The following is a 19,919-nucleotide window of genomic DNA, read 5'->3' as shown; positions in this document are numbered from 1 at the left end:
ACCGTATCCCCGTGCCAAGAGGGATGGCTCGAAGGAGAATCACTCGTGCATACAGTCATGCCTGAATGTGACACTCGGCCGAATGCCGGCGGCGCCCTGCTCGCCGCCCGTACAGCCGACGCCGTCGCAAGCGGTGCTCCGCTGGGCCGTATCGGCAACCTCGAAGTGCGGCTCGCCCGCAACGAGGCTGAGATCGCTGCCGCCCAGGAAGTCCGCTATCGGGTATTCTATGACGAGCTTGGCGCGCGCAAGGACCTCTTCCAGGCGCAGGATCGGCGCGACGCCGACCGTTTCGATCCGCTCTGCGATCACCTTCTCGTGTTCGACACGTCCCTTCCCGGCCCTGAGCACCGCCGCATCGTCGGCACCTACCGCTTGCTGCGGCAGGAGATCGCCACGGCGGCCGGCGGCTTCTATTCCGAGGGCGAGTTCGAGCTGACCAAGCTTGTCGCGCGGCATCCCGGCCAGCGCTTCCTCGAGCTCGGCCGGTCCTGTGTTCTCAAGGAATACCGTTCCAAGCGCACGATTGAGGCGCTGTGGCAGGGCATCTGGGCCTACATCAATCATTACAACATCGGCGTGATGACCGGCTGCGCCTCCTTCCACGGTATCGTGCCGGCGGCGCATGCCGAGGCGCTGACCTATCTCGCCCATCATTGCCGCACCGACTCCGCCTGGGATGTCCGCGCGGTTCCGGGACGCTACTGCTCCATGGACCTGATGCCGATCGAGGCGGTGAACACCAAGGCGGCGATCGCCGCCATGCCGCCGCTGGTCAAGGGCTACCTGCGCGTCGGCGCCCGCATCGGCGACGGCTGCGTCATCGACCACGAATTCTCCACCGTCGACGTCTTCGTCGTCATGCCCGTCAAGGAGATCGGCGCCCGCTACGTCAACTACTATGGCGGCGAGGGCCAGCGCTTCGCGGCATAGGTGAACGGTGAATAGTAAATGGTGAATGGTTGAGGGCTGCAGCCCTGCTACCTATTGGCCATTCACTATTCACCACTATCTCCTCACGGAATATCTTCCGGCCTTCGCCCCGGCCGGCTCTTATAGGCCGGAAACGACCAGCCGAATTTAAGCGCGCCGCCACGCACCGCGAATGCCCCCGCAAACCCGAGCAGGCTGGACGCCAGCGCCGGCAGGCCGGCAAGATCGCCAAGGGTGAAGATGGTGGCGCCGGCAAGCGCGGCCGTGACGTAGATTTCGGGCCTGAGCAGCACCGAGGGCTCGCCGGCAAGCAGGTCGCGTAAAATGCCGCCGAAGGTTGCCGTCAGCACGCCCATGATGACCGACACGACAGGCGAGCCGGTGATCGCCAGCCCCTTGGCCGCGCCCATCACGGAGAACGCGGCAAGCCCGATGGCGTCGAGCCAGAGCAGCAGCTTGTAGCGGGATTCGAAGCGGTGGGCGCTGAAGAAGACCAGCACGGCGACGAGAGAGCAGATCAGCACATAACCGCTGTTGGCGACCCAGAACACCGGCAGGTTGAGGATGACGTCGCGCAGCGTCCCGCCACCGATGCCTGTGACGCTGGCCAGGAACAGGAAGCCGATAATGTCGAGCTCTTTGCGCGATGCGGCAAGCGCGCCCGTCGCCGCGAAGACGGCGACGCCGGCATAGTCGAGCAACGCGATGGGATTCATGGAATGAGGCAGTAGGAATTAGGGAATAGGCAGTAGGTCAAAATAGCACGAAGCCGTCGAATTGTACCGCCTACTGCCTACTGCCCATTCCCTTAATCACGCATCCTTCTCGGCCTGCTCGTTCACCGGGCCCGGCTCGACCTTCGCCTCGGCGGCCGCCTTCGGGCCACCCTTGGCGACGCCGACCATCGCCGGCCGCAGCACGCGCTCGCCGATCGAATAGCCCGGTTGCACCACCTGGACGACGGTGCCGGCCGGAACCTCCGGATTGGGCACTTCGAACATCGCCTGGTGGAAATTCGGATCGAACTTCTCGCCTTCGGGCGCGAGTTTCTTCACGCCATGGCGTTCCAGCGCCGACAGCATGGCGCGCTCGGTGAGATCGACGCCTTCGATCAGCGACTTGAAGCCGGCGTCGCCGGCGGCCTTCGCCTCGGCCGGGATCGCGTCCAGCGCCCGGCGCAGATTGTCGGACACCGACAGCATGTCGCGCGCGAAATTGGCGACCGCATAGGCGCGGGCGTCCTGCACGTCGCGCGCGGTGCGCCGCCGCAAATTCTCCATTTCGGCCGCGACGCGCAGCGCCCGGTCCTTCAGTTCCTCATTTTCCTTCAGCAGCCGCACAAGCGCTTCATAGTCGCCGTCGACGCCGCCTTCGGCGCGTTCGCCGGAAGCCTGGGTGGCTTCCATATCTTCGGGCATGCGTTCGTCTTTTGCCTGGTCGCTCATCGCGTTTCCCGTCATTCGCATTGGTCTGGATTTGCGCCCGATATCGAGGTTTGGAGGCCAAAAATCAAGGGGCAAGCGCAGCTGCCGGATGCCGACTATCGTTCCAAATTAATTCAAATTTTACCGTATCACGCAGCTTTGCTTGCTCTCGAATGCCCGCGCGGGAACCATAGACGGCTGCAGGAGTTTCGAAGCCAGTACAGGATTTTGGGACGATGAACGGCAACAACGGCAACAAGCGCGCCGAACTCGCCAACGATATCAGGCGGCAGGCAGGCAGCGAAGCGACCAAGCGCTTCCTGCGCACATTGCCGGCATTTCGCCTGGAAAAGGAGATGCCGGAGCGGCTGAGCGACCTGCTCGATCGCCTCGACGGCGCCGATGCCAAGAAAACGGGCGGCGAGCGGCGTCAATAGCCGCGCGCCGCATTTGAAGACTTTAGGCCGCCTTTCTGTCGTCACGCATCAGCGCTTCGCCGTGGCGGATTTCGGTGCCGAGCACCTTCAGGCATTCCCGCATGAAGGCGGCAAGGCCCGGCCAGCCCTTGGCCGAAACGAGATTGCCGTCGACATGCGCGCCAGTCGGCGCGACATCGATATAGATGCCGCCGGCAAGCGTCACTTCCGGCTCGCAATAATGCAGCGCCGCCACTTGCCTGCCGCGCACCACGCCATCGACCGCGATCAGGATCTGCACACCATGGCAGATGGTGAAGATCGGCTTGCCGACCTCGTGGAAATGCCTGACCAGCGCCTGCACGCGCTTGTCGATGCGGATATATTCCGGTCCGCGCCCGCCCGCGGCATAAACCGCATCGTATTCGGCCGGATTCACCTCTCCAAAGGTCTTGTTGAGGATGTAGTCGTGGCCGAGCTTTTCCGTATAGGTCTGATGGCCTTCGAAGTCGTGCAATGAGGTCTTGAGCACGTCGCCGGCCTTCTTGTCCGGGCAGACGACATGGACGGTGTGACCCACCGCATGCATGGCCTGTTCAAAGACGAAAATCTCGTATTCCTCGCTGAACTCTCCAACGAGCATCAATATCTTTTTGCCTGCCATGCCCTTTCCTCCCTTTGCCGGCCATTTATTTCGAGGTGCGAAATAATAGCCCTATCCTAAGGGCAGGATGGCTAAAGGGGAAGCGCAAATCGCAAAATTGGTCTGACCAGATGGATTCGATCTCGCGTGCCAATCCAACCCTGCCAATGCCGCGACGGCTTCGATCGACAAGAGCTGGTCCGACCAATATCAGCAATCAGGCCGCTGCCCGGATCATGTCCGCAGCCTTCTCGGCGATCATGATCGTCGGCGCATTGGTGTTGCCGCCGATCAGGGTCGGCATCACCGACGCATCGACCACGCGCAACCCCTCCAGCCCGTAAACCCTGAGCTTCGGATCGACCACGGCCATGTCGTCGACGCCCATCTTGCAGGTGCCGGCCGGGTGGTAGATCGTGTCGGCCCGCGCCCTGATATGCGCCATCAGCTCGGCATCGCTGGACGCGCCGGCGGTGTAGATTTCCCTGGCGCGATATTTCGCCAACGCCGGCGCCTCCAATATGCCACGCATCATCCGCACGCCCTTGAGGAGAAGGTCGCCATCGCGCTCGTCCTCGAGGAACCTCGGATCGATACGCGGCGGCGCCAGCGGATCGGCGCTGTTCAACCCCACCTCGCCGCGCGAATGCGGCCTCAGCACGCAGACATGGCAGGAGAAACCATAGCCCATATGCAGCTTGCGGCCATGGTCGTCGACGATGGCGATGCAGAAATGCAGTTGCAGGTCGGGTCGCTCGATCGCCGGGTTGGATTTGAGGAAGGCGCCGCCCTCGGCATAGGGCGTTGCGATCATGCCGCTGCCGTCCTTGCGCCAGCGCAGCATATGCCTGATCAGGCCCGGCATGCCGGTGAGGCCGATGCCCATCAGATCCGTCTGCCTGGACTTCCAGGCGAGGATGAAATCGAGATGGTCCTGCAGGTTCCTGCCGACGCCGGGCAATTCGTGGACGAGCGGAATGCCATGCGCCGCGAGCTCTACCGCCGGACCGATGCCGGAGAGCAGAAGCAACTGCGGCGAGCCGAACGCCCCGCCGCAGAGAATGACCTCGCGCCGGGCCTCCGCCACAGCTTCGCTCTTGCCGGTGCGATAGCGCACGCCCGTGGCGCGCTTGCCGTTGAGCACGACGCCGGTCGCATGCGCGCCGGTGACCACGGTGAGGTTCGGCCTGTCCATCGCCGGATGCAGATAGGCGGCGGCCGCCGAGCAGCGCTCGCCGTTGCGGCGCTCGCCCCAGAACTGCGTCACCTGATAGAGCCCCGCCCCTTCCTGTTCCGGCCCGTTGAAATCGTCGTTCAGCCTGATCTGGTTTTCGCCGCAGGCCTCGACGAAGGCCCTGGAGATCGGGCGCGGCTCCTGCTGCTCACAGACCCTGAGCGGCCCCTCGCCGCCATGCAGCGCATCGGTGCCGCGCTGGTTGCCCTCGGCGCGCCGGAAATAAGGCAGCACCTCCTCCCAGGACCAGCCGTCGCAGCCGAGATCGGCCCATTCGTCATAGTCGCGGCGGTTGCCCCGCGTGTAGAGCATGGCGTTGATGGCGCTGGAACCGCCCAAAGCCTTGCCGCGCGGCTGGTAGCCCCTGCGGCCGTTCAGGCCTTCCTGCGGCACGGTCTGGAAGCCCCAGTTGTTGATCTTCGGCCGGCCCGGCAGCAGCGCGATGATGCCGGCCGGCGCGCGGATCAAGAGGTCCTTGCCGGCGCCGCCCGCTTCGAGCAGGCAAACCGTCTTCGATGGGTCTTCTGAAAGCCTGGCGGCAAGCGTCGAGCCGGCGGAGCCGCCGCCGGCGATGACATAGTCGTAGCGCATGGTTCCCTCCCGGCGGATATTTCCGTCCGTGCCGTCAGAGAAGGCTCAGTCGCGAAGATTGTAAAGATGCCGCTGCGTCAGTCAGAGCATGATCCCGAACCGAAGGTTCGGATAAGATCATGCTCCAACAAAGGACTGGATCAGGATGACGTTCAACCGAACATCATTCTGATCCAGCGCGTTTGCGCCGCCAGGAATATTTCGGGCCCTTGGGCTCCGGCTCCACGGCCGGCTGATAATAGACCGGCAGGCCGCCGGTGCGGCCTTCCTCCAGGCGCTTCAACAGCACCGGATTGGAGACCTCGAACTCGTCGAAGCCGAGGCGCAGCATATGCGGCAGCTGGTCGACCAGCACCTGGCCGGTGGCGCGCACCGGACCCTTGAAATGATGCCGGGCCCGCAGCAATTCGCCCTTGGAAAACGAGCGGCCATCATTGAAGGCCGGGAAGGCCAGGGCCACCAGCGACAGCTGGTCGAGCAGGCCGGTTATCTTGTCGAGCTCGTCGCCCGGCTGCAGCAGCACACCGATGCGTTCGCGCGCCGACTTGCGCGTCTGCTCCTCAAGCCCGAGAAAGGCCTGCAGCGGCAGGATGAAGCGGCCATTGCCGGCAAGCGCCTCGGCGCTTTCGGCATGCGTCCACTCATCCTCGCGAAAACCGTCCGGGGTCCAGAGGCGGGTCCCCGCTGTTGTCGTTCCAGTCATCAAAAATCCCAAGGTCCAAAAATCGAAGGCTGTGTCGAGAGTCAGGTCAGGCCGAGGCGAGAACGGTGGCTTCCGAGAACCGGAGCGGAGCGTACTTGAAGTACGTGAGCACCGGAAGCGCAGGAAGCCGCCGTTCGCAGGCCGGCCTCACCTGACTATCGGCATAGCCTAAAGTGAAGCGTCGGTCAGCGACTTCTCCAAACCGGAGAGGTGAATGCCGCACTCGGTCTTGGCGTGACCGGCCCAGCGGCCGCTGCGCGCGTCCTCGCCGGGCTGCACGGGCTGCGTGCAGGGGAAGCAGCCGATCGAGAGATAGCCATAGGCGACCAGCGGATTTTCCCGCAGCGCGTGCGCGCGCATGTAGTCGGCCTGGTCCGACGTCGTCCAATGCGCCAGCGGGTTGATGCGGATACGCGAGCCGACCGCCTCGAAGACCGGCAGTGCCGCCCGCGTCGAGGCCTGGAAGCGCTTGCGGCCCGTGAACCATGCGCGGAACGGCTCGACGCCGCGCGCCAGCGGCTCGACCTTGCGCACATTGCAGCAGGAATCGGTATCGGTCTCATTGAGACTGCCGGTCGGGTCGACGCGTTCGAGCGCCGCCTCGTCCGGCTTGATCACGCGGATATCCGTCAGGCCGAAATCGGCGGCGAGCGCGTCGCGATAGCCGAGCGTTTCCTCGAAATGCTTGCCGGTGTCGAGGAAGATCACCGGCAGCGAACGGTCGATCTCCGATATCATATGCAGCAGCACCGCCGAATCCGCCCCGAAGGACGACACGGCCGCGATCGCGCCACGGAACTCACGCGCCGACCGTTCGATGATCTCGATCGGCTTCAGATGACCATGCAGCGCGTCGAGCCCCGCCGCTTCCGCGGCGATCCCGGCCTCGACGGCGCCGGTCCGGTCAAGCGGCCTTGGTTTCGCCAGCATAGAGCGCCTCCTTGAACGGCGCGGGACCGACTCTGCGGTAGGCGTCGATAAAACGTTCCTCGGGATTGAGCCGAAGGCCGAGATAGGTATCGACGATCTGCTCGATGGCATCGGTGATCTCTTCCGATGAGAAGCCGCGGCCGATGATCTCGCCCACGGAAGTGTTCTCGTCGGCCGAGCCGCCGAGCGTCACCTGGTAGAGCTCGGAGCCTTTCTTCTCAACGCCGAGAATGCCGATATGGCCGACATGGTGGTGGCCGCAGGCATTGATGCAGCCCGAGATCTTCAGCTTCAGCTCGCCGATCTCCCGCTGCCGCTCGAGCGAGGCGAAGCGCTGCGAGATCTCCTGCGCGATCGGGATCGAGCGCGCCGTGGCCAGCGCGCAATAGTCGAGGCCGGGACAGGAGATGATGTCGCTGATCAGGTTGGAATTGGCCGTCGCGAGACCAATCTCGACCAGCGCGTCATAGACCGCCTTGAGGTCGGCGCGCGCCACATGCGGCAGGATCAGGTTCTGCTCATGACTGACACGCAATTCGTCGAAAGCGTATTTCTCGGCGATGTCGGCAACCGCTTCCATCTGGCTGTCGGTGGCATCGCCGGGCACCTCGCCGATGCCCTTGAGCGAGATCGTCACCGCCGCATAGTCGGGGTGGCGATGCGTCACGACATTCTGGTCGAGCCATTGCGAGAAGTTTTTGGAATCGAGCCGCGCCTGCTTTACGGCATCATCGCCTTGCGGCCGGTCCGTCAGCGCCGGCGGCGCGAAATAGGCGTTGATGGCTTGGATGTCGGCCTCCGGCAGCTTGAGCTCGGCGTCCTTCAGCTCCTGCCATTCGGCCTCGATCTGGCGCGTGATTTCTTCCTCGCCGGTCTCGTGGACGAGGATCTTGATGCGCGCCTTGTACTTGTTGTCGCGGCGGCCATAGAGATTGTAAACGCGCAGGATCGCCGTGCAGTAGGACAGAAGATCGGCTTCGGCCAAGAAGTCGCGGATCTTCTTCGCCACCATCGGCGTGCGGCCCTGGCCGCCGCCGACATAGACGGCGAATCCAAGCTCGCCGGCAGCGTTCTTCTTCAGATGCAGGCCGATGTCATGCGTCTGGATGGCAGCGCGGTCGCGCTCGGCACCCGTCACCGCGATCTTGAACTTGCGCGGCAGGAACGAGAATTCGGGATGCACCGACGACCATTGCCGCAGGATCTCGGCATAGGGGCGCGGATCGGCGACCTCGTCGGCGGCGGCCCCGGCGAAATGGTCGGCGGTGACGTTGCGGATGCAGTTGCCGCTGGTCTGGATGGCATGCATCTCGACGCTGGCGAGATCGGCCAGGATCGCCGGAATGTCGGACAGCGCCGGCCAGTTGAACTGGATGTTCTGGCGCGTGGTGAAGTGGCCGTAGCCCTTGTCGTATTTGCGCGCGATGTGGCCGAGCATGCGCATCTGCTTGCTGTTCAGCGTGCCATAAGGCACCGCGATGCGCAGCATATAGGCATGCAGCTGCAGATAGACGCCGTTCATCAGCCTGAGCGGCCGGAACTGGTCCTCGGTGATCTCGCCGGCAAGCCGGCGCTGCACCTGGTCGCTGAACTCGGCGACACGGGCGTGAACGAAATCCTGGTCGAACTCGTCGTAACGGTACATGCTTCGTCTTTCCGGGCGCGTCCGCCCGCTCTTTACTTCAAATCTTAAGCCGCCTGGATCGCTTCCAGGCTCGCCTGTTTGCCGAGATCGGTGCGGATGGTCGGCCCCGCGGCGCGGATCTTTTCGCGCAGCCGCACCGGCTCGACCAAGCCATCGACCACATCGACGTCGATCAGGTTGACGTCGACCACCTCATTGTTGGCGTAGGCCGCGGCGCCGATCGCCTCCAGCCGGTCCTCCGCCGCCTTGTCATGCGCGATATCGGCATGGCCGACCGTCTCCGCCCAGCCGCCATCGGCGTACCAGACGGCGATGCCGTCGGAGAGCCTGTTCGCGGTCAGAACCTTCATGGTTGAACTCCTTCGGCGACGGCTGACGCCGCGCCCTCATGCTTATGTGCCGCGAGCGGCTCGGATTGTTCAAAATTGGCGCCGGCGACCGCGTCGCCGATGATCGTCATAACCGGACCGGTGAGGTCGGCGCGCTCTTCCAGCGACGGCAGGTCGGCCAGCGTGCCGTGGAAACGGCGGCGGTTGCCGAGGCTGGCATTCTCGACGACGGCGACGGCCGTGTCGGACGACAGACCCGCCTCGATCAGCCTGCCGGCGACTTCCGCCGCCACCGAGCGGCCCATATAGACGGCGACGGTGGCGCCGGAGATGGCAAGCTTGGCCCAATCGGGCAGCGAGTTGCCCTTGAGATCGTGGCCGGTGGTGAACACCATCGAGGACGAGACGCCGCGCAGCGTCAGCGGCAGCTCGAAATCGGCAGCGGCGGCGAAAGCGGCGGTGACGCCCGGAACGACTTCATAGGCGATGCCGGCCTCGCGCAACGCCGCCATTTCCTCGCCGGCGCGGCCGAACACCAGCGGATCGCCGGACTTCAGCCGCACCACGCGCTTGCCGGCGCGGCCAAGCTCGATGAGCAGCGCGTTGATCTCTTCCTGGCTCTTCGAATGGCAGCCCTTGCGCTTGCCGACCGGCAGGCGCTCGGCGTCGCGGCGGCCCATGGCGACGATCGCCTCCGGCACCAGCGCGTCATAGACGATGGCGTCGGCTTCCATCAGCAGGCGATGCGCGCGCAGCGTCAGCAGATCTTCCGCGCCGGGGCCGGCGCCGACCAGCGCGATATGCCCCTTGGCCGGCGCGTCCGCGTTCAGGAGTTCGAGCGCGGCGCCATGCGCTTGCGCGAGCTCGCCGGCTTCAATGGCCTTGGCTGGCACGCCGGCGAAGAAATCGTTCCAGAAGCGGCGACGGCGATTGCCCTTTGGCAGCTTCTCGGCGGCGGCGCGGAACGACGCGGCAAGCGCCGCCAGCCGGCCGAGCGACGGCGACAGCATGCGGTCGATGCGCCCGCGCAGCATCTGCGCCAGAACCGGTCCGGCGCCCTCGGTGCCGATGGCGATGGCGACCGGCGCGCGATTGACCAGCGCCGGCGTGAAGAAATCGCAAAGCTCGGGACGGTCGACGGCGTTGACCGGAATGCCCAGGCGGCGCGCGTCCTCGGCGACGCGGCGATCGAGCGCCGCATCGCCGCTCGCTGCGAAGACCAGGGCGGCACCTTGGAGATGCGCCGCATCATAGGCCGTGTCGATGTGAACGGCGCCGGTCGATGCGATGAAATCCAACAGGCCGCCGCCGGCATTGTCGGCAACGATGCGCAGCACCGCGCTCGACTGCGATAGCAGCCTTGCCTTGGCGAGCGCCTCCTCGCCATTGCCGACGATGGCTACGGCTTCGCCGTCGACCCGCATGAACACGGGAAAGGCATTGAGCTTGGCATTGGCTGGCGACATGGCGATAAGCAATACTGGAACAGTTTGGCAGTTTTACGCGGGCTGGCCAAAAACCAGAAGGCAAGCACTCGCGCGCCGCCGAACGGCAGGCAATCGCTTTTTCGCAACCGCGAAGAGCAAGAGAAAAAAATTCTACTTTGCGAGAAAGGCGCTCTGACAGGCACGGGAAACCGCCTTGATCCGCCGTAATTTTTAGCGCCAAGACCACAAAGCCGCAAAACAGTTTTTTCTAAATTCTACTAAGTTAGTAGATTAAAGCCGACCTTGCCGGATCGGCGCCAGCCACGCCGGCCGGCGGCGATCGAGGCGCCACTGCCAGATCGGAACAATCATGCGTCGCGGCTCGTTTGCCTAGCAGTCCATCCTGTCGATCCCGAACTCGACCGATCGGCAATCATTGAAGCAAGGAGGAACGCCATGAGCATCAGACTGAAGCACGGATTGTGGGTCGTCGTGGCCGATGGCGAGAAGGCGCTCTTCCTGCGCAACCAGGGCGACAACAAATTCCCGAACCTGGAAGTGGTGCATGAGATGGAGCAGGACAATCCCGCCACGCGCGAACAAGGCACGGACAAGCCGGGCCGCTACGCGGAAGGGCCGCGCAGCGCCATCGAAGAGACCGACTGGCACCGTCTCGGCAAGGAGCGCTTCGCCGTCGACATCGCCGACCAGCTTTACAAGCTCGCGCATCGCGGCGAGTTCGACGCGCTTGTGCTGATCGCGCCACCGCGCGTGCTTGGCGAGATGCGCCGGAAACTGCACAAGGAAGTCGGCGAGAAAGTGCAGGCGGAAATCCCGAAGACCCTCACCAACCACACGATTTCGGATATCGAGACCCTGTTGCAGGCGGCGTAAAGCGGCCGAAAGGTAGCGGCTTCGAGGCCGGATCGCGCCGCGAAGCTGTCTCTTTCGCGGCGCGATGCCGATCTTGCGCGGGATGCCCTGTTTCGACGTCGATTTCTGCGTTGTGGCGGTTGCATCATCGCCGCTCCCTCCACCATATTGCCGAAGGCGACAGCCTCGGCGGGCGCCCATCCGACATCGCAGTTTTCCGAAAGGCGCTCCATAGACAATGCCGCATGACACGCCCCTCATCGCCACCATCGTCGCCGGTCTGGGGCTTGCATTCGTCTTCGGGGCTTTAGCCAACCGTTTCCGCATTCCGCCGCTTGTCGGCTATCTTGTCGCCGGCGTCCTCGTCGGGCCGAACACGCCGGGCTTCGTTGCCGATGCCAGCCTGGCCAACGAGCTCGCGGAGATCGGCGTCATCCTGCTGATGTTCGGCGTCGGCCTGCATTTTTCGCTGAAGGACCTTCTGTCCGTGCGCGCCATCGCCGTGCCGGGCGCCATCGTGCAGATCGGCTTTGCCACCCTGCTTGGCGTCGGGCTGGCCTGGCTGCTCGGCTGGTCGCTGGGTGCCGGCCTGGTCTTCGGCCTGGCGCTTTCGGTCGCCTCGACCGTGGTGCTTTTACGTGCCCTGCAGGAGCGGCGGCTGATCGAGACCGAACGCGGCCGCATCGCCGTCGGCTGGCTGATCGTCGAGGACCTCGCCATGGTGCTGGCGCTGGTGCTTTTGCCGGCGCTTGCCGGTGTGTTGGGCGGCCAGCCGCAAGTCGACGACCATGCGAGCCTGCTCTCGCTGCCGGCGAGCTACGGCATATGGGGCTTGGTCGGCATGACGCTGGCCAAGGTCGCTGCCTTCGTCGTCGTGATGCTGGTGGTCGGCCGCCGGGTCATTCCGTGGATCCTGCATTACGTCGCCCATACCGGCTCGCGCGAATTGTTCCGGCTCGCTGTGCTGGCGATTGCTCTCGGCGTCGCCTTCGGCGCGGCAAAGCTGTTCGGCGTCTCGCTGGCGCTCGGCGCTTTCTTCGCCGGCATGATCATGAGCGAATCCGAGCTCAGCCACCGCGCGGCGGAAGAATCGCTGCCGCTGCGCGATGCCTTCTCGGTGCTGTTCTTCGTCTCGGTCGGCATGCTGTTCGACCCGTTCAGCCTGATCAGCAACGGCCTGCCGATCCTCGCCACCTTGGCCATCATCGTCATCGGCAAGTCGATCGCCGCCTTCGTCATCGTCATCCTCTTCCGCTATCCAATCGCGACGGCCTTGATGATTTCGGCAAGCCTTGCCCAGATCGGCGAATTCTCTTTCATCCTGGCCGAACTCGGCGTCGGCCTGAAATTGTTGCCCGAGCAGGGCCGCGACCTGATCCTCGCCGGAGCCATCCTGTCGATCCTGCTCAACCCGCTGATGTTCCTGGTCGTCGACTGGATGAAGCCGTGGCTCGAAAAGCGCGCCGGCAAGGATGCCGCGCCGGCCGCGGAGCAGAAGCCGATCGGCCCGGCGACCGAGCCCGGCCAGGTCGCTTCGGTGTCGGCGGCTGCGGGCAAGGAAGACGGCCCGCCGCCCAGGACGACGCTTGCCGGCCATACCATCCTGATCGGCTATGGTCGCGTCGGCAGCCTGGTGGGCGCCGCGCTGAAGGAAGCCGCCCTGCCCTTCCTCGTCATCGAGGATGCCGACAAGACGCTGGCGAAGTTAAGGGCCGATGGCGTCGAAACTGTCGCCGGCAACGCCGCCAATGCCGATGTCTTTTCAGCCGCCAATCCGGAAGGCGCCAGGCGGCTGATCCTCGCCATCCCCAACGCCTTCGAAGCCGGCCAGATCGTGCTCAGGGCCCGCGCGGCCAATCCGGCGATCAATGTCATCGCCCGCGCCCATTCCGACGCCGAGGTCGAGCATCTGAAAGGCCTCGGCGCCGACACCGTGATCATGGGCGAACGCGAGATCGCGCGCGGCATCGTCGAGGTCGTGACCGGCAAGGCCACGGTCCCGGTCGAACCCGCCATCGAGGTCAAACCGCAACCTGCTTGATCGATATCAGGCCACGAAGGCGGAACCGCCGTTTTGCGCGGTATCGCTGAGGTATTTTGCCGGTGGCTTGCCCAGCGCCTTCTTGAACATGGTGATGAAGGCGGTGACGGATTCATAGCCGAGATCGCCCGACACCCGCTGCACGCTGGCGCCGGAAGACAGTTCCCTGAGCGCGACGATCAGGTGCAGTTGCTGGCGCCAGCGCCCGAAACTCAGACTGGTCTCCTTCAGCACGAGGCGCGCCAGGCTGCTCTCGCTGAGCGCCACCCGGTTGGCCCATTGCGCCAGGGTACTTCGATCCGCGGGATCGTCCACCAGCGCCTCGGCGATCCGTCGTAGCCGCGGCTCCGCCGAGATCGGCAGGTGCAATTGCTGCACCGGCATGTGGGGAAGTTCGGCGAGCAGGATCTTTCCCAGGAAATCGCACCGCGCATCGTCCGGCGCACACTCCGACAGTTCGATGATCAGCTCGCGCAGCAAAGGCGAGATGGAGAGCGTGCAACAGTGGTCCGGCAATTCGGCGGCGCCCGGTTCGATATAGACGAAGAAAATCCGCGCATTGGCGGTCGCGATGTTGCTGTGCTGCATGCGGCTCGGCACCCACACCCCGCAATGCGGCGGCACCATCCACAACCCGCCGGGGACGCGGCAGGTGACGCCGCCCCCGAGCGCGAAGACGAGCTGCCCCTTGCGATGCCAATGCTCGCGCACCTCGGCCCTCGTCTCTGTCACGTCGACGCCAACGGCGATCGCCGGCGCGGCCACGTCGTCGACGTCGAAGTCCAGCCAGGGCCAGCGGAGCGGTTGTCTCATGCTTGACTGCTTTTAGCGATCATTTGGCTCTATCTCTAAATTCTTCAGCCGCGAAAGTCGATAGGTTCGAGCCGGTTCCGTCGCAATCGATCGCAGCTCCGGAGCGTTGATTTCAAAGGTGGCCCATGCTTGCTCTCGCTATCTCATCAGACAGTCCCAACAGGCTGAAGCTCACCGAAATCGACGGGCCAAACTGCAATGTAAATGAAGCATTGGTTACAGTTCATGCAACATCGTTGAATCGTGGCGAGCTGCGCCTGCTCAGCATACGCCCCGACGGCTGGGTACCCGGCCAGGACGTCGTTGGCATTGTCGAGCGCGCGGCGGCCGATGGCTCAGGCCCGGCCGCGGGCAGTCGCGTTGCGGCTTTGGTCGATCAGGCCGGCTGGGCCGAACGTGTCGCCATTCCGACCGACCGTCTGGCCGTTCTGCCTGAAGGCGTAAGCTTCGCCGCCGCCGCCACGCTTCCGGTCGCGGGCACGACGGCGCTGAGAACCTTGCGCCATGGGAGCGACCTCGCTGGCCAGCGGGTCCTGATCACCGGCGCCAGCGGCGCTGTCGGTCGCTTCCAGATCCAGATCGCCCGCCAGCAAGGCGCTTCGGTGACCGCGGTCGCCGCCGCCAGGCATGACGAGGATCTCCGGGCGTTGGGAGCAAAGCAGGTTGTCGAGTCGATTGAGGTGGCCGAGGGGCCGTTCTCGCTGATCACCGAATCGGTCGGCGGCAAAAGCCTCGCCGACGCGATCGAACGCGTCGCGCCAGGGGGCACCATCGTCATGTTCGGTTCGAGCAGCGGCGAGCCGACGCCCGTCTCCTTCCGCCAGTTCGTTCCGGGCCACGAGGGCGCGAGACTGCAGACCTTCGCCTATTACACGTCCGGTCCGGTGATCGGCGCCGATATCGCCGCGCTGCTCGATCTGGTCGCGGCCGGCAGGCTGGAAACCCGCGTGGCCATGACCATGCGGTGGACAGACATCGGGCGGGCCCTGGAGGCGCTGCGACAACGCAGCTTCAGCGGCAAGGCTGTTCTCACCATGGCTTGAAGTTGGCCGTCTAAACGTGCTGGCCGCCATTGATGTGGATTTCCGAGCCGGTGACGTAAGACGACTGGCCGGAGCACAGGAAGTAGATGATGTCGGCCACTTCCGAGGTGGCGCCGAGGCGTCTCAGCGGGATCGTCTCGACGATCTTGTCGGTGCCGGGCGACAGGATCGCCGTGTCGATCTCGCCTGGCGCGATCGCATTGACGCGAATGCCGTGCGGGCCGAAATCATGCGCCATCTCGCGCGTCAGCGAGCCGAGTGCGGCCTTGGACGTCGCATAGGCCGTGCCAGCGAAAGGATGCACCCTGGTGCCGGCGATCGAGGTGACGTTGACGATCGAGCCCTTGGCGGCGGCGAGTTCCTTGAACAGGCCGCGTGCCAGCATGATCGGCGCGAAGAAATTGACCTGGAAGACATCCCGCCAGACATGCATCGGCGTCTCGATCGAGTTCATCCGGCTGCCGTCCTTCAGCTTCGGCGAGATGCCGGCATTGTTGACCAGCGCGTGCAACTGCCCGCCATGCGCCTCGAGACGATGGCGGATTTCCGAGACCGCGATGCCGACATCTTCCTGGTCGGCGAGATCGACCTTGATGTGGTCTTCCGGGCCGGCCGGCCACGGGCAATCCTCGGCAAAGGCCTGGCGCGAGCAGGTGATGACGCGCCAGCCCTCGCGCGAAAAGCGCTTCACCGTCGCATGGCCGATGCCCCGGCTGGCGCCGGTGAGCACGATGGTTTTTCTGCTGTCGGTTTCGGCCATGTCGCGGTCTCCGCGCGTGGTCTAGCCGAATATGGTTACAATGGCGAGGGCCATCAGAGATCGCAGGGTCGGCCGGCAATCGCCATTCAATAGCAGGTCGGGCACGCCGCATACAGGCCGAGATTGAGAAGAAAAACCAGACCCGACAACGTCCAGAGCACCGCTAGAAAAGCGTTCCGCGACCGCCTGGCCACACGCGAAATGCCCCAGGCCAGCCCATAGGGCAACAAAAACCCCAGGATGACGGAGCCGTATACCGCCCCGACTCTTTCCTGATCGAGATATCGAGGATCGGGGTAATAGAGATATGGCAGATGCCGGATGGCCACGACACTGACCGTCATCCCGGCCAGCAAGAGCCACTGCCACGTGCTTAGACGCTTGTATGCTTTCAGGTCAGCCGGCTCGGCCGGTTCGCCGGCCATCGCCTAACCACCACCGAGAATATCGAGGATCGAGGTCTGGCGCTTTTTCGTCGGGCCGCCGACATTGCCGGGCGGCACCGGATGCTTGATCGAGGCGGTCGATCCGCTGTCGCTCGGCATGTCGAAGCCGTCGGCATCGACCGTCTGGGCTGGACGCGCCTGCCGCGCCGGCGCCTGGGCAACAGGCTGTGATTGGGGCTGCGACTGGCCGATGGCCGCTGGCGGTGCAGGCGGCGGCTGCGAGGCATCCGCCGACGGGATCTCATCCGGCACGATCGTATCGGAGGGCGTCGACTTCCAGGTGCCGGGCAGCGGCCTGACCGGCACGCCCTCATGCGCGGCCACCATGAATTCGTGCCAGGCCTGTGCCGGCAAGGCACCGCCGGTGACCTTCTTCATCGCGCTGCCGTCGTCATTGCCGAACCAAACGCCCGTGGTGAGGTTGGCGGTGTAGCCGACGAACCAGGCGTCGCGCGAGTTCTGGCTGGTGCCGGTCTTGCCGGCCGAGGGCCAGTTGAAGGCGGCCTTCTTGGCGGTGCCGACCTCGACCGTGCCCGTCATCATCGAGTTCATCATGCCGACGATATCGGCCTTGATGACGCGCGGCGCGCTGCCGGTGCTGCCCTCGTAGAGCACCTTGCCGTTGGCGGTCGTGATGCGCTGGATGAAGTGGATATCCGGCTTGTAGCCGCCATTGGCGAAAGGCACATAGGCCGAGGTCAATTCCAGCGGCGTCACTTCCGAGGTGCCGAGCGCGATCGAGGTGTTGGCCTGCAGGTCCGACTGGATGCCCATGCGATGCGCGGCTTCCACCACGGCGTCGGGCCCGACCTCCATGGTGAGCTGCGCCGCAACCGAATTCAGCGACTTCGCCAGCGCGGTCGCCAGCGTGACCTTGCCGTAATATTTGCCGCCGTAATTGTCGGGCGTCCACTTGCCGATCTTGATCGGCGCATCGTTGCGGATGCTGTCCGGCGTGCGGCCGGCTTCCAGCGCCGCCATATAGACGAAGGGCTTGAAGGCCGAGCCCGGCTGCCGGCGCGCTTCCGAGGCGCGGTCGAACTGGCTGGTCGAATAATCATAGCCGCCGACCATGGCGCGCACGGCGCCGGAATCGTCGATCGACACCAGCGCGCCCTGTGTGACGTTGAGCTTCTTGCCACTCTCGTCGATCAGCCGGCGGATCGACTGTTCGGCAAGCTTCTGCAGGTTGAGGTCGACAGTGGTGTCGATGACGATATCGCCGCGCACGTCGCCGATCAGGTCGGGAAGCTCGTCCATGACGGTATCGGCAACGTAGTTTTCCGAGCCGGTCCAGTAGGACGGGGCGCGCGTCGCCGGCGCGCTCAGCGCCGTCTTGTATTCCTTGTCGCTGATCTTGCCTTCCTGGCGCATGGCGGCCAGCACCAGCTGCGCCCGCTCCTCGGCCGCCTTCGGGTCGCGCGCCGGCGAAAGCTTCGATGGCGCTTTGAGCAGGCCCGCCAGCAATGCGGCCTCCGAAAGCGACACGTCGCGCGCGCTCTTGCCGAAATAGCGCCGCGAGGCCGCCTCCACGCCATAGGCCCCCGAGCCGAAATAGACCCGGTTGAGGTACATTTCGAGGATCTGGTCCTTGCTGTGCTTATGCTCGAGCCAGAGCGCCAAGAGCACTTCCTGCACCTTGCGCTCCAGCGTGCGGTCCGGCGTCAGGAACAGGTTCTTCGCCAGCTGCTGCGTCAGCGTCGAGCCGCCCTGCGAGAAATGGCCGCCCAGCAAATTGGTCACCATGGCGCGCGACAGGCCGATCGGGTCGACGCCGAAATGCGAATAGAAGCGGCGGTCCTCGATGGCGACCACGGCCTCCGGTATGTAAGGCGACATTTCGTCAAGGCCGACGGCCTCGCCGCCCGACGCGCCGCGATTGGCGATCAGATTGCCATCGACCGAGACGATCTTGATGTTGGGCGCGCGGTCCGGGATCGACCATGTCGTCGCCGCTGGCATCTTGGCGCCGTAATAGACGACGATTCCGGCCACCGCGATGCCGCCCCAGATGCAGAACACGAAGCACCAGTAGACCAGGCGGGTCGCAATGCCGAGCAGCCCGCGCCGGTTGCGGTCGCGGCCACGGCCGCGTGATTTCGCCTTGGCGGATTTGCCTTTTGCAGCGGATTTGCGGGTGCGCGGCACGACGCGATCCTCCTCGCTCACCGAAAAGCCTTCGGAGGATTTCGCCCGCGGCGAGTCCTCAAAGCTCGGTTCGATGCGACTGTCTCTGCGGTTCGCCATGCGCTCTAGCTGTCTGTCCCCGATCCCGATGGCGTCTGGGTTTAAGACTAGATGCGGCGGTTTAAAGGCGCGTTAAGTGAGGAAGAATCGATGCGATTGAAAATAAAATGCTCGGCGATTGCCGGGACTTGTTCGATCAAAGAGTGCCAAGCCGGGCACTCCGCCGGTTCGAAGTGGAAGCGCAGGGCCTGATTGCCAAACTTGGCTCGCAGGCAGCGATGACATCAATTCTGCTGGATCGAAATACCCTTGTCGTCGATCTTGAGCTCGACACCTTTCGGCCTGGTCTGCTCGCGATAGACATAGATGCCGAGCGCGATGACCACCGCGATCAGCGCCCCGATGATGAGATAGAGCGTGTTCTGCCTCATTGCGCCCCTTTGCTGCGGCCGAGCCTCGCGCCGGCTTTGCAATGACCGGCCAGCGATCGCTCACTGGTCGTCGTCGTCATCGCCCGACGCCGGCCGCCAACTGGTTGGATCGACCTTCTTTTGCGTGTCGCTGTCGGTGTAGACCCACCAGCCGCCGTCGCGATACTGGCCGACGGATTCATTGACGACGCCGTCGCCGTCCTTCCACATGATCGTGACTTTCGAGCCGTCCCTCGGCGCGCTCGCTATCGGTTTGCGCTCAGCCATTTCACTCCTCCCCAATCCTATCCCTCGGTCGACCCGCAGCAACGCCGCACGACCCGCCGGGTTCCGTCAGCTATGGGCGAAGATATCTTCCTCCGCCCAGCCCATCAGATCGAGCTTGGCGCGCGTCGGCAGGAAACGGAAGCAGGCGTCCGCCTCCTTGGTGCGGTTTTCGCGCACCAGGCGCGCCGCCAGCACCTCGCGCAAACGATGCAGGTAGAGCACGTCGGAGGCGGCGTATTCGAGCTGTTCGGGCGACAGCGTTTCCGCCGCCCAGTCCGAGGATTGCTGCGCCTTGGACAGGCCGATGCCGAGCAGTTCGTTGCACAGATCCTTGAGCCCGTGCCGGTCGGTGTAAGTGCGCACCAGCCGCGAGGCTATCTTGGTGCAGAACACCGGTTCCGCCATGACGCCGAAGCTATGGTAGAGCACTGCGATGTCGAAACGGCCAAAGTGGAACAGCTTGGTAATCGCCCGGTTGCGGAGCAGGCTGACGAGGTTCGGCGCCTTCTTCTGGCCAGGCGCGATCTGGATGACGTCGGCGCTGCCGTCGCCGGGCGAGATCTGCACCACGCAGAGCCGATCGCGATGCGGGTTGAGCCCCAGTGTCTCCGTGTCGATGGCCACCGCCCCGACATTGTAGCGGGACAGATCAGGCAAATCGTTTTTGTGGAAACGTATATCGGTGGTCATTCTCTTCTCCGGATCGCGGTCTGCAGCGCCGCGCATCCCCTGGGATGCGCAAAGGACGCTGCACATGCACTAGAAAGTCCGTCCTTGCCGCGA

The 19,919-nt window shown here is 64.5% G+C and carries 21 protein-coding genes; 5 read left to right on the top strand and 16 right to left on the bottom strand.

Features of this window, described 5'->3' with window-relative positions:
- Positions 1 to 57 precede the first annotated feature (57 nt).
- Entirely contained in the window at positions 58 to 933 is an 876-nt protein-coding gene (locus KVT37_RS26355) for a GNAT family N-acetyltransferase (protein WP_167448983.1), read from the top strand.
- An 83-nt stretch (positions 934 to 1,016) separates the two neighbouring features.
- Here KVT37_RS26355 and KVT37_RS26350 read toward each other — a convergent pair whose 3' ends face one another.
- Together KVT37_RS26350 and grpE are read right to left on the bottom strand one after the other, a co-directional pair.
- Positions 1,017 to 1,649: a trimeric intracellular cation channel family protein gene (locus KVT37_RS26350; RefSeq protein ID WP_217577939.1), complete on the bottom strand. Its 633-nt coding sequence runs from the start codon at positions 1,647 to 1,649 to the stop codon at positions 1,017 to 1,019.
- A gap of 96 nt (positions 1,650 to 1,745) precedes the next feature.
- On the bottom strand, positions 1,746 to 2,378 hold the full coding sequence (gene grpE / locus KVT37_RS26345; RefSeq protein ID WP_217577938.1) for a nucleotide exchange factor GrpE: 633 nt from the start codon (positions 2,376 to 2,378) through the stop codon (positions 1,746 to 1,748).
- A gap of 215 nt (positions 2,379 to 2,593) precedes the next feature.
- Between grpE and KVT37_RS26340 the strand changes: the two genes are divergently transcribed.
- Positions 2,594 to 2,794, top strand: coding sequence for a hypothetical protein (locus tag KVT37_RS26340; protein WP_217577937.1), 201 nt, complete (start codon positions 2,594 to 2,596; stop codon positions 2,792 to 2,794).
- 22 nt (positions 2,795 to 2,816) lie between these two features.
- On the opposite strand, the gene KVT37_RS26335 is transcribed toward KVT37_RS26340, so the two are convergent.
- From KVT37_RS26335 to cysG, 7 genes are all read right to left on the bottom strand, one after another.
- Positions 2,817 to 3,437, bottom strand: a complete 621-nt coding sequence (locus tag KVT37_RS26335) for a DJ-1/PfpI family protein (protein WP_217577936.1) — start codon at positions 3,435 to 3,437, stop codon at positions 2,817 to 2,819.
- 196 nt (positions 3,438 to 3,633) lie between these two features.
- Positions 3,634 to 5,241: a GMC family oxidoreductase gene (locus KVT37_RS26330; RefSeq protein ID WP_217577935.1), complete on the bottom strand. Its 1,608-nt coding sequence runs from the start codon at positions 5,239 to 5,241 to the stop codon at positions 3,634 to 3,636.
- A gap of 163 nt (positions 5,242 to 5,404) precedes the next feature.
- Entirely contained in the window at positions 5,405 to 5,944 is a 540-nt protein-coding gene (locus KVT37_RS26325) for a DUF934 domain-containing protein (RefSeq protein ID WP_217577934.1), read from the bottom strand.
- 168 nt (positions 5,945 to 6,112) lie between these two features.
- Positions 6,113 to 6,874 (bottom strand): phosphoadenylyl-sulfate reductase, encoded by a 762-nt coding sequence (locus KVT37_RS26320; RefSeq protein ID WP_217577933.1) that lies wholly within the window; start codon positions 6,872 to 6,874, stop codon positions 6,113 to 6,115.
- Positions 6,849 to 8,519, bottom strand: coding sequence for a nitrite/sulfite reductase (locus KVT37_RS26315; RefSeq protein WP_217577932.1), 1,671 nt, complete (start codon positions 8,517 to 8,519; stop codon positions 6,849 to 6,851). The genes KVT37_RS26320 and KVT37_RS26315 overlap by 26 nt, the downstream gene beginning before the upstream one ends.
- Before the next feature lie 44 nt (positions 8,520 to 8,563).
- A complete protein-coding gene (locus KVT37_RS26310; protein ID WP_217577931.1) occupies positions 8,564 to 8,869 on the bottom strand; it encodes a DUF2849 domain-containing protein in 306 nt (101 codons plus the stop codon).
- Positions 8,866 to 10,314 carry a siroheme synthase CysG gene (cysG, locus tag KVT37_RS26305; protein ID WP_217577930.1) on the bottom strand — a complete coding sequence of 483 codons (1,449 nt, stop codon included), beginning with the start codon at positions 10,312 to 10,314 and terminating at the stop codon, positions 8,866 to 8,868. Before cysG ends, KVT37_RS26310 begins: the two co-directional genes overlap by 4 nt.
- Before the next feature lie 417 nt (positions 10,315 to 10,731).
- On the opposite strand from cysG, the gene KVT37_RS26300 reads away from it, so the two are divergent.
- The gene (locus KVT37_RS26300; RefSeq protein WP_217577929.1) at positions 10,732 to 11,169 is read left to right on the top strand and encodes a host attachment protein; all 438 of its coding nucleotides are present in this window, start codon (positions 10,732 to 10,734) and stop codon (positions 11,167 to 11,169) included.
- A gap of 217 nt (positions 11,170 to 11,386) precedes the next feature.
- A complete protein-coding gene (gene ybaL / locus KVT37_RS26295; RefSeq protein ID WP_217577928.1) occupies positions 11,387 to 13,189 on the top strand; it encodes a YbaL family putative K(+) efflux transporter in 1,803 nt (600 codons plus the stop codon).
- A 6-nt stretch (positions 13,190 to 13,195) separates the two neighbouring features.
- Here ybaL and KVT37_RS26290 read toward each other — a convergent pair whose 3' ends face one another.
- Positions 13,196 to 14,002 carry a helix-turn-helix domain-containing protein gene (locus tag KVT37_RS26290; RefSeq protein ID WP_217577927.1) on the bottom strand — a complete coding sequence of 269 codons (807 nt, stop codon included), beginning with the start codon at positions 14,000 to 14,002 and terminating at the stop codon, positions 13,196 to 13,198.
- Between the two features lie 125 nt (positions 14,003 to 14,127).
- On the opposite strand from KVT37_RS26290, the gene KVT37_RS26285 reads away from it, so the two are divergent.
- A complete protein-coding gene (locus tag KVT37_RS26285; RefSeq protein ID WP_217577926.1) occupies positions 14,128 to 15,045 on the top strand; it encodes a zinc-binding dehydrogenase in 918 nt (305 codons plus the stop codon).
- Between the two features lie 10 nt (positions 15,046 to 15,055).
- Here KVT37_RS26285 and KVT37_RS26280 read toward each other — a convergent pair whose 3' ends face one another.
- The 6 genes from KVT37_RS26280 to KVT37_RS26255 all read right to left on the bottom strand — a co-directional run bounded on the left by KVT37_RS26280 (position 15,056) and on the right by KVT37_RS26255 (position 19,826).
- On the bottom strand, positions 15,056 to 15,805 hold the full coding sequence (locus KVT37_RS26280; RefSeq protein WP_127225036.1) for an SDR family NAD(P)-dependent oxidoreductase: 750 nt from the start codon (positions 15,803 to 15,805) through the stop codon (positions 15,056 to 15,058).
- An 86-nt stretch (positions 15,806 to 15,891) separates the two neighbouring features.
- Positions 15,892 to 16,230 (bottom strand): hypothetical protein, encoded by a 339-nt coding sequence (locus KVT37_RS26275; RefSeq protein ID WP_217577925.1) that lies wholly within the window; start codon positions 16,228 to 16,230, stop codon positions 15,892 to 15,894.
- A 3-nt stretch (positions 16,231 to 16,233) separates the two neighbouring features.
- Entirely contained in the window at positions 16,234 to 18,498 is a 2,265-nt protein-coding gene (locus KVT37_RS26270) for a transglycosylase domain-containing protein (RefSeq protein ID WP_217577924.1), read from the bottom strand.
- A gap of 224 nt (positions 18,499 to 18,722) precedes the next feature.
- Positions 18,723 to 18,869, bottom strand: coding sequence for a hypothetical protein (locus KVT37_RS26265; RefSeq protein WP_112096623.1), 147 nt, complete (start codon positions 18,867 to 18,869; stop codon positions 18,723 to 18,725).
- Positions 18,870 to 18,929: 60 nt separating this feature from the next.
- Positions 18,930 to 19,136, bottom strand: a complete 207-nt coding sequence (locus tag KVT37_RS26260; protein WP_217577923.1) for a hypothetical protein — start codon at positions 19,134 to 19,136, stop codon at positions 18,930 to 18,932.
- A 66-nt stretch (positions 19,137 to 19,202) separates the two neighbouring features.
- Positions 19,203 to 19,826 carry a ribonuclease D gene (locus KVT37_RS26255; protein WP_217577922.1) on the bottom strand — a complete coding sequence of 208 codons (624 nt, stop codon included), beginning with the start codon at positions 19,824 to 19,826 and terminating at the stop codon, positions 19,203 to 19,205.
- Positions 19,827 to 19,919: the final 93 nt, after the last annotated feature.

The sequence above is a fragment of the Mesorhizobium sp. GbtcB19 genome (genome assembly GCF_019091085.1).
Classification (GTDB): Bacteria; Pseudomonadota; Alphaproteobacteria; order Rhizobiales; family Rhizobiaceae; genus Mesorhizobium.
This window is presented reverse-complemented; position numbering and strand designations above follow the sequence as displayed.